Origin of the sequence: Nocardioides sp., from assembly GCF_034670285.1 — a bacterium.
Classification (GTDB): Bacteria; Actinomycetota; Actinomycetes; order Propionibacteriales; family Nocardioidaceae; genus Nocardioides.
On record NZ_JAXMNS010000135.1, the window covers coordinates 1 to 8,741 of the forward strand.

Annotated in this window: 10 protein-coding genes; 6 read left to right on the forward strand and 4 right to left on the reverse strand. The window is 70.3% G+C overall.

The genetic code is table 11. From position 1 onward, the window contains the following. The 4 genes from VOI19_RS08565 to VOI19_RS08580 form a co-directional block, all read right to left on the reverse strand. On the reverse strand, window positions 1-845 hold an 845-nt coding region (locus tag VOI19_RS08565; protein WP_323792544.1), incomplete at its 3' end, for an aldo/keto reductase. Between the two features lie 122 nt (window positions 846-967). Beyond that, on the reverse strand, window positions 968-1,471 hold the full coding sequence (locus tag VOI19_RS08570) for a hypothetical protein (protein WP_323792545.1): 504 nt from the start codon (window positions 1,469-1,471) through the stop codon (window positions 968-970). 111 nt (window positions 1,472-1,582) lie between these two features. Then, window positions 1,583-2,155: a hypothetical protein gene (locus VOI19_RS08575; RefSeq protein WP_323792546.1), complete on the reverse strand. Its 573-nt coding sequence runs from the start codon at window positions 2,153-2,155 to the stop codon at window positions 1,583-1,585. 68 nt (window positions 2,156-2,223) lie between these two features. Beyond that, window positions 2,224-2,949, reverse strand: a complete 726-nt coding sequence (locus VOI19_RS08580) for an aspartate/glutamate racemase family protein (protein ID WP_323792547.1) — start codon at window positions 2,947-2,949, stop codon at window positions 2,224-2,226. Window positions 2,950-3,036: 87 nt separating this feature from the next. On the opposite strand from VOI19_RS08580, the gene VOI19_RS08585 reads away from it, so the two are divergent. From VOI19_RS08585 to VOI19_RS08610, 6 genes are all read left to right on the forward strand, one after another. Beyond that, a complete protein-coding gene (locus VOI19_RS08585) occupies window positions 3,037-3,918 on the forward strand; it encodes a LysR family transcriptional regulator (protein ID WP_323792548.1) in 882 nt (293 codons plus the stop codon). Between the two features lie 79 nt (window positions 3,919-3,997). Further along, window positions 3,998-5,050, forward strand: coding sequence for a hypothetical protein (locus tag VOI19_RS08590; protein ID WP_323792549.1), 1,053 nt, complete (start codon window positions 3,998-4,000; stop codon window positions 5,048-5,050). 21 nt (window positions 5,051-5,071) lie between these two features. Beyond that, the gene (locus VOI19_RS08595; protein WP_323792550.1) at window positions 5,072-5,512 is read left to right on the forward strand and encodes a GNAT family N-acetyltransferase; all 441 of its coding nucleotides are present in this window, start codon (window positions 5,072-5,074) and stop codon (window positions 5,510-5,512) included. Window positions 5,513-5,670: 158 nt separating this feature from the next. After that, complete coding sequence (gene dnaK / locus VOI19_RS08600) at window positions 5,671-7,566, forward strand: molecular chaperone DnaK (protein WP_323792551.1); 1,896 nt, start codon at window positions 5,671-5,673, stop codon at window positions 7,564-7,566. A gap of 26 nt (window positions 7,567-7,592) precedes the next feature. Beyond that, window positions 7,593-8,243 carry a nucleotide exchange factor GrpE gene (gene grpE / locus VOI19_RS08605; protein ID WP_323792552.1) on the forward strand — a complete coding sequence of 217 codons (651 nt, stop codon included), beginning with the start codon at window positions 7,593-7,595 and terminating at the stop codon, window positions 8,241-8,243. A gap of 54 nt (window positions 8,244-8,297) precedes the next feature. Further along, a partial coding sequence (locus VOI19_RS08610) for a DnaJ domain-containing protein (protein ID WP_323792553.1) occupies window positions 8,298-8,741 on the forward strand: 444 nt, incomplete at its 3' end.

The following is an 8,741-nucleotide window of genomic DNA, read 5'->3' on the forward strand; positions in this document are numbered from 1 at the left end:
TAGTCGAACGCGTCCGGGTTCGGGCCCATCCGGCCGGACTCGCCCTGGTCGAGAGCGGTGATCTCGGCGACCTCGTCGACGGAGAGCTCGAAGTCGAAGATGTCGAAGTTCTCGGCCATCCGCTCGGCGCTCATCGACTTGGGGAAGACGACGTCGCCGCGCTCGATGTGCCAGCGCAGGGTGACCTGGGCGGGCGTCTTGCCGTGGGCAGCAGCGATCTTGCCGATGGTCTCGTTGTCGAGCACCTTGCCCTGGGCGATCGGGGACCACGCCTCGATCTCGATCCCGTGGCGCAACGAGGCGCCGCGGGCCTCCTCATTGGCGAAGTAGGGGTGCACCTCGATCTGGTTGACCGCCGGGACGACGCCGGTCTCCTGCACGAGGCGGTCGAGGTGGGCGGGCTGGAAGTTCGACACGCCGATGGAGCGCGCACGCCCGTCGGCGACGAACTCGGCCATCGTCTTCCACGTCTCGACGTACAGGTCCGGGTCCACGGCGGTGAGGGGCCAGTGGATGAGGAACAGGTCGATCTGGGCCAGACCGAGCTTGGCCATCGTGTCGTCGAAGGCGCGGCGCGCGTCGTCGGGGGCGTGGAAGCCGTTGTTGAGCTTGCTGGTCACGTAGAGCTCGTCGCGCGGGATGTCGGCGTTCGCGATCGCGACCCCGACCTCCTGCTCGTTGCCGTACATCTGGGCGGTGTCGATGTGGCGGTAGCCGACCTCGAACGCGTTCGTGACGGTGTCGGCGGTCTGCTCGGGCGGGACCTGGAAGACGCCGAAGCCGAGCTGCGGGATCGTGGTCTGGTTGTTGAGCGCGATGTTGGGGACGGTGCTGTTCGTAGCCATCCTTCGACACAACCACGTCGGCGAGCAGTGCCCAACCCCTGTGAGGGGGTGGACGACGTGCCGATCATCACCTCGTTACGGGAATACCGCTCAGGACGGCCGGATGCCACCGGGACAGGGGCTCAGTAGGTCGTCGCCGCGGTGCCACCGGTGCCGGTGCCGGGTAGTGCCGTGACGGTCACGTCGGCGGTGTAGTTCGAGGGCGGGATCTCCCACTCGAACGAGTGGAAGGTGGTCCCGGTGGGGAGGGGCGCCGTCTTCAGCCAGATGGAGGAGAAGTCGGCGCCTTCGACGAACGGGTCTGACTCTACGAAGAAGGTGCCGCTGGTCCGGGTGACGCTGTTCCAGGCGGGACCTGTGCGGTAGAAGGTCCACTGCAAGCGCATCGGGTCCATGGTGCCGGCCGTGTTGTTGGTCAGGGTGACGGTGTGGACCACCTTGCTGGCGGACTTGGAGGTGACCGCAACGGCGATGTCGACGCTGTTGCCGCCATGCGAGGTGGCATGGCTAGGTGCGGCGGTGGCCAGCACGATGGCCGGTGGGCTCCAGGCGGCGGCGCCGACGACAGCCCGTCTGGTGACGTGGGCCCGGGTGGTGCGGGGGTCGTCCTGCCGGTGGTCAGCCATGGTTGCTCCAGGGCTAGTCGGGATGAGCACGATCCTTGTACAGGTCGCCCCAGCGACCCGTTCGCACCCTAGCGCCGCTGCCGTGGACTGGCCAGGGTCCTGATCGCCGCCTCAGTCGACGGACGCGGAGATCCCGTCGGCGCCGAAGGTCGTCGACGGAGTCGAGGGAGATGTCGACCGGGTGCGCGGACCGGACCCGGGATAGGTCGTTGCCGACGAACCGCCGGTTCCCGAGGCGGGGTAGACCGTGACGAGGACGTCGGCGGTGTAGTCGTCCAGGTCCCAGCCGAAGGAGTGCTGCGAGGTGCCGAGCGGGATGGGTGCGAGCTTGTCGAACATCAAGGTCCAGACCGTCTCGAAGGCCCCGGTGAAGCCGCTGACCGTGTAGCCCGAGTGCGTCACGCTACCCGACGTCGACGTCCCTCCCGTCCTGGTGAACCGCCAGCCGAGCTGCGATGTCGCGATCTCCGCAGCGGTGTTGTTGACCAAGGTCACCAGGTAGTCGTTCCCGGTGGTCGGGACCACCTGGACGTCGACGCTGTTGCCTACGCCCGAGGTGGCATGGCTCGGGGCGGCGGTGGCGAGCACGATGGCCGGTGGGCTCCAGGCGGCGGCGCCGACGACAGCCCGTCTGGTGACGTGGGCCCGGGTGGTGCGGTGGTGGTCCTGCGGTTGGTCAGCCATGGATGCTCCAGGGCTGGTCGGGATGAGCACGATCCCTCAGCAAGTCGCCCCAGCGACTCAGCCGCACCCTATGCCCGGGAGGCCGCGCTGACCAGGGCCTTGTGGTCGTCCAGGGCGAGGTCGACCATCAGGTCGGCGTGCGCGGCGGCGGAGTCGATCACCGGGAGCGGTGCCTGGGCCGGTGAGACCAGGAGCCCGATCTCGGTGCAGGCCAGGACGACGGCGTGGGCGCCGCGGCCGGCGAGGTCGCGCATGATCTCGATGTACGACGCCCGCGAGGCGTCGACGAAGCGGCCCTGGGTGATCTCGTCGAAGACCACCCGGTCGACCAGGGTGCGTCCGTCGTCGTCGGGGACCACGACCGAGATGCCGTGCTCGGCGAGACGCTCGGCGTAGAAGGTCTCCTCCATCACCCAACGCGCTCCGAGGAGCCCGAGGGTGGTCCACCCCTCTCGTCTGGCCACTGCGGCCACGGCGTCGGCGATGTGGACGGCGGGCACGCTCAGCGCGGCCTCGAGGGCCGGGAAGTTCTTGTGCATCAGGTTGGTGCACAGCGCGACCAGGTCGGCCCCGCCGGCCTCGCAGCGCACCGCGGCCTCGGCGAGCAGCCGGGCCGAGCCGTCCCAGTCGCCCCGCACCTGGCAGTCACGGACCTCGGCGAAGTCGAGGGACTGCAGCGAGATCCGCGCCGACGAGTGACCGCCGAGACGGGCAGCAACCTGCTCGTTGATGCGCCGGTAGTACGCCTCGGTGGAGTGCCACGACATGCCGCCGATGAGTCCGATCGTCTTCATGGCACCAGGGTGCCGGTCGATGAGGATCCAAGGAATGCCAGTTCTCGTAGGGCTGTCCATAAGCACTGCTTGGGTCATACTGACGAGGTGGCCCTCGATGTACGCCGTGCGCTCATCTTCCGCGAGGTCGCGCGAGCCGGCTCGATCAGCGCGGCCGCGCGCGAGCTCGGCTGGACGCAGCCGGCGGTGAGCCAGCACCTGGCGCGGCTCGAGCGCGAGGCCGGGGGTCCGTTGCTGCTGCGCGGGCCCGGCGGCGTCACCCTCACCGAGACCGGGCGCTCGTTGCTGCGCCGCACCGACGTGATCGCAGCCGAGCTGCACGCTGCCGATGAGGAGCTGGCTGCCCACGCCCAGCTGCGCGGCGGGCAGGTGCGTCTGGTCGCCTTCCCCTCCGCAGCAGCCACGCGGGTGCCGACCGCGTTCGCGGCGCTGGCCGAGCGGCATCCGGAGGTCACCGTGAGCCTCAGCGAGGCCGAGCCGCCCGAGGCGATGGCGGCCGTGCTCGCCGGCGACGCCGATCTCGCGCTCGTCTTCGGCTACGACGGGCCGCCGGCCGACCTCGGCACGCTGACGTGGCACCACCTCGGCGACGAGGGCGTCGAGCTGGTCGTCCCGCGGGGCGCGCCGGCTCCCACCGGCCTCGCCGAGCTCGCCGACGCCGAGTGGATCGGTGGCTGCATGCGCTGCCGAGGCCACCTGGTCGAGTGCTGCGAGCGCGCGGGGTTCGCCCCTGCGCTGCGCCACACGACCGACGACTACGTCGTCGTGCAGAACCTGGTGGCCCGAGGGCTCGGCGTCACCGTGCTGCCGGCCTCGGCCCTGGAGGCCTACCGCCACCCGGACGTGCAGGTGGTCGAGCTCGCCGAGCTCGGACGTCGCCACCTCGGCCTCGTGCACCGGCCGGGTGCCGAAGGGGTGCCTGCGACCGCGGCCCTGATCCGCGAGCTCGGGCGACGACCCGCCGGGTGAATCCCCGACCACGGCTCTCGGCGCCGCTAGCGTCGTCCACCGACCTGTCCTCACGCCTCACTGCGCAAGGGAGCCGACTGTGCCTCGCTGGGCCGGCCCGCCGCCGCTGCTCATCGCCGCCACGGTGCTGGGCCTCCTCATCGCGCCCGCGGTGAGTCACGCGGACGCCGGCGACTCCGACCCCTCGCGTCCCGCGGCGGCAGCGACGCTGGCCGTCGCGGAGCCGGCCGCCCCGCCGGTCGCCACTCCGGCAGCCACCCCGACGGCGTCCCCATCGATCGACGGCACCCCGGCGCCCGAGCCGGTCGAGGCCCCCGCGGCGAAGAAGGCCCCCGAGATCGCGTCCCGCACCATCGGGGTCGCGACGTTCAACCAGTACGTCGACCTCACCACCGCCGAGGCCACCGCTGACGCCCTCGCGCTGACGGCGCGCGACACGGTCTCGATCGTCGGCTGGCAGGAGGGCTTCTCGGCCGGACCGGTCTACCAGCGCCTCGTGCAGGAGGGGTGGGCCACCAAGCGGTACGTCGCCACCAAGGGCGCGCGTGAGCTGGCCGTGTCGTGGCGCAAGGACGAGTTCGCCCTCGTCGGCTCCGCGCTGCACAAGCTGGCCGACGGGGTGGCCGAGGGCAGCGGGCTCTACCCGTTCGGCACGCGCTACGCCCTGCGGGTCACCCTGCGCGACCGGGCGAGCGGCGAGAAGATCTCGGTGATCAACACCCACCTGCCCCAGCGCGTCGAGAACCTCGACGACCCCGGCACGTGGAACACCAACAAGAACGCCATCCGGGCCAGTCGTCAGCTCGACGGACTGGCCGGCATCTGGGCCAGCGCGCCGGGCCGCTGGGTGGTCGGCACCGGCGACTACAACATCGCAGCCCTGGCCGACCAGCGCGCCCGCAACGCCGGCGGCATCGTCAGCGCCTACGCCGGCATCGCCCGGTCGTCCTACTCCGTGCTCGGCTTTGCCGGGCTCCTGGCAACGCACCCGACCAGCAAGCGCTTCATCGACTACGTGCACGTCGCGGCCCCGGCGCTGCGCGAGGGCCGGATCGAGCTGCTGCGTCAGCGCACGCCCCGAGGGCTCACCAGCGATCACCGCCCGTTGCTGGTGCGGATGCGGCTGTCCTGATCCAGTCCTAGGGTGGGCTGCGTGGACACCGTCGACGTGCGCCCCTTCGAGGACGAGCACGCCGCGGGGGTGGCCCGTCTCGCCACCACGGTCCAGTGGCCCTCGCTCACCGACGCCGAGGTCGTACGACGGATCTGCACCGCTCCGGGCGCGACCTCGTTCGTCGCGGTGACCGAGGGTGAGGTGGTCGGCTGGGCCCAGGCGCTGGGCGACGGGGTGCTCCAGGCGCACCTGAGCTTTCTCGCCGTGCACCCCGACCACCGCCGCCGCGGGATCGCCCGGGCCCTGGTGGTGGTCACCTTCCAGACGACCGGGGCGGCCCGGCTCGACCTGATCGCCGATCCGGGCGAGGCAGCGGGCGGCTTCTACGAGCAGTTCGCCCACCGGCGGATGGTCGGCTTCCGGCTCTACCCGGGGGCGGCCTCGGCGCCCGGGGAACAACCGCCGTACCCCCGCGGTTAGGACCATCAGAAGAGTTGAGTTGAATCCACTCAACTTCTTTGCCAGACTTTCTGGCATACGGGATGGACGCCCGGGGAGACCCCCGCGGCCGCCCCGGAGCAGACATCCAGCGAGACACCAGCGCCCGCGACCCGGGCCGATCACGGAGGTACACACACATGGCACGAGCTGTCGGCATCGACCTCGGAACCACGAACAGCGTCGTCGCTGTCCTCGAGGGCGGCGAGCCCACCGTCATCGCGAACGCAGAGGGCGCGCGCACCACCCCGTCCGTCGTGGCCTTCGCCAAGTCCGGCGAGGTCCTCGTGGGTGAGGTCGCCAAGCGTCAGGCGGTCACCAACGTCGACCGCACGATCCGCTCCGTCAAGCGCCACATGGGCACCGACTGGAAGCAGTCGATCGACGAGAAGGACTTCACCCCCCAGCAGATCTCGGCCTTCGTGCTGCAGAAGCTCAAGCGCGACGCCGAGGCCTACCTCGGTGAGCCCGTCACCGACGCGGTCATCACCGTGCCGGCCTACTTCTCCGACGCCCAGCGTCAGGCGACCAAGGAGGCCGGCGAGATCGCGGGCCTCAACGTCTCGCGCATCGTCAACGAGCCCACCGCCGCCGCACTGGCCTACGGCCTCGACAAGGGCGACGACCAGACGATCCTCGTCTTCGACCTCGGTGGCGGCACGTTCGACGTCTCCCTGCTCGAGATCGGTGAGGGTGTCGTCGAGGTCAAGGCGACCTCCGGTGACAACGAGCTCGGCGGTGACGACTGGGACAACAAGGTCGTCGAGTGGATGGTCAAGACGTTCAAGGCCAACAACGGCGTCGACCTCGCCGCCGACAAGATCGCCAAGCAGCGCCTCCAGGAGGCCGCTGAGAAGGCGAAGATCGAGCTGTCGTCGTCCAGCGACACCACGATCCACCTGCCCTACATCACCCACGGCGAGTCCGGCCCGCTGCACTTCGAGGAGCGTCTGACGCGCTCGGAGTTCCAGAAGCTCACCGCCGACCTGCTCGAGCGCACCAAGGCGCCGTTCCAGAGCGTGCTCAAGGACGGCGGCGTCGCGATCGCCAACATCGACCACGTGGTCCTCGTCGGTGGATCGACCCGCATGCCCGCCGTGACCGAGATCGTCAAGGAGCTGCTCGGCGGCAAGGAGCCCAACAAGGGCGTCAACCCCGACGAGGTCGTCGCGGTCGGCGCCGCGCTCCAGGCCGGTGTCCTCAAGGGCGAGGTCAAGGACGTGCTGCTCCTCGATGTCACCCCGCTCTCCCTCGGCATCGAGACCAAGGGTGGCGTGATGACCAACCTCATCGAGCGCAACACCACGATCCCGACCAAGCGCTCCGAGGTCTTCACGACCGCTGACGACAACCAGCCGTCGGTGGAGATCAAGGTCGCCCAGGGCGAGCGTCAGATGTGGTCGCAGAACCAGCCCCTCGGCAACTTCGAGCTGACCGGTCTGCCGCCGGCCCCGCGTGGGGTCCCGAAGATCGAGGTCACCTTCGACATCGACGCCAACGGCATCGTTCACGTCTCCGCCAAGGACACCGCGTCCGGCCGCGAGCAGTCGATGACGATCTCCGGCGGCTCCGCGCTGTCGAAGGACGACATCGACCGGATGGTCAAGGAGGCCGAGCAGTACGCCGAGGAGGACGCCAAGCGTCGCGAGGCCGTCGAGTCGCGCAACCAGGCCGAGCAGCTCGTCTACACGACCGAGAAGTTCCTCGCCGACAACGACGACAAGCTGCCCGAGGACGTCAAGACCGAGGTCACCGCTGACCTCGACGCCCTCAAGGCCGTCCTCGAGAACGCCGAGGCGAGCGGCGAGGAGATCACCGCTGCGGTCACCAAGCTCGGTGAGTCGAGCCAGAAGATGGGCGCCGCGATGTACGCCGCCGCCGAGGCCGACCAGGCCGCTGCGGGTGGCGCCTCCGGCGCGACCGGCGAGGCCGACGACGACATCGTCGACGCCGACGTGGTCGACGCCGAGGTCGTCGACGAGCCGGCCGCCGACGACCAGGCCAAGGGCGACCAGGCCGAGGGCGAGTCCAAGTGACTTCAGGTCACCCAGGCGAGCAGGACGTGCCCGAGACGCCCGAGGGCTCCTTCGGTGACGCGGCCGCCGAGATGCCCAACGAGACCGAGGTCGAGGCTCCCCTCCAGCAGGAGGGGGCCTCGGCCCCGGCCGGGCAGTCGAGCGACCAGCCCGGCGGCGAGGCGGTCTCCGACTGGCTCGAGGAGGGCGGCCCGCTGGAGCCGTCGGACCTCGAGACCGGCGACGACACCGCGGAGGCCGACGAGCTCACCGTCGCCACCATGGCGCTGCAGGAGCGCACGCTCGACCTCCAGCGTCTGCAGGCGGAGTTCCTCAACTACAAGCGCCGTGTCGAGCGTGATCGCGACCTGATCAAGCAGAACGCGACCTACGCCGCGCTGGCGCCGATCACCGAGGTGCTCGACACCATCGACCGCGCCCGTGAGCACGGTGAGCTGGCGGACGGCCTCAAGACCGTCGCCGACCAGCTCGAGCGCACGGTGGCGTCGTCCGGGCTGGTCAAGTTCGGCACGCCCGGTGAGGCGTTCGACCCGACGGTCCACGAGGCGCTGTCGAGCATGGGCCCGGACCCGGAGGTCACCGTCACCACGGTGAAGGTGGTCGCCAAGTCGGGCTACAAGATCGGCGACCGGGTCGTGCGGGCAGCGCAGGTGCTGACCGCCGAGCCGGCCGGCTGACCGATCAGCACCACCAGGTAGGACTAGTCGTGGACGTGAGAGGAGGGGTGACCCGTGGCAGGCAGCAACAGCGGTGACGGCTTCAAGGCCGACTGGGCGCAGCAGGACTTCTACGCTGTGCTCGGGGTGAAGAAGGATGCGGCTGCGGCCGACATCAAGAAGGCCTATCGCAAGCTGGCCAAGGACAACCACCCTGACTCTCACCCCGGCGACTCCGCCAAGCACGACAAGTTCAAGAAGATCGCCGAGGCCTACGACGTCATCGGCGACCCCGACAAGCGTCCCAGGTACGACGAGATGCGCCGCCTCTACGGAAGTGGCGGTTTCGGCGGCGGTGCGGGCCAGCGCGCCGGCGGTGGCGCAGGCGGCGGGTTCAACCTCGACGACCTGCTCCGCGACCGGGGCGGCTCCGGCGGCAGTGGTGGCATCGGCGACATGTTCGGCGACCTCTTCGGAGGTGGCGGGCAGCGCCGCACGCAGGCACGCCGTCCGCGCAAG

Excerpts from the sequence above, each read along its gene's own strand:
- VOI19_RS08570 (WP_323792545.1), bottom strand. The coding sequence starts at position 1,471 with ATGGCTGACCACCGGCAGGACGACCCCCGCACCACCCGGGCCCACGTC.
- VOI19_RS08575 (WP_323792546.1), bottom strand. The coding sequence starts at position 2,155 with ATGGCTGACCAACCGCAGGACCACCACCGCACCACCCGGGCCCACGTC.
- VOI19_RS08580 (WP_323792547.1), bottom strand. The coding sequence starts at position 2,949 with ATGAAGACGATCGGACTCATCGGCGGCATGTCGTGGCACTCCACCGAG.
- dnaK (WP_323792551.1), top strand. The coding sequence starts at position 5,671 with ATGGCACGAGCTGTCGGCATCGACCTCGGAACCACGAACAGCGTCGTC.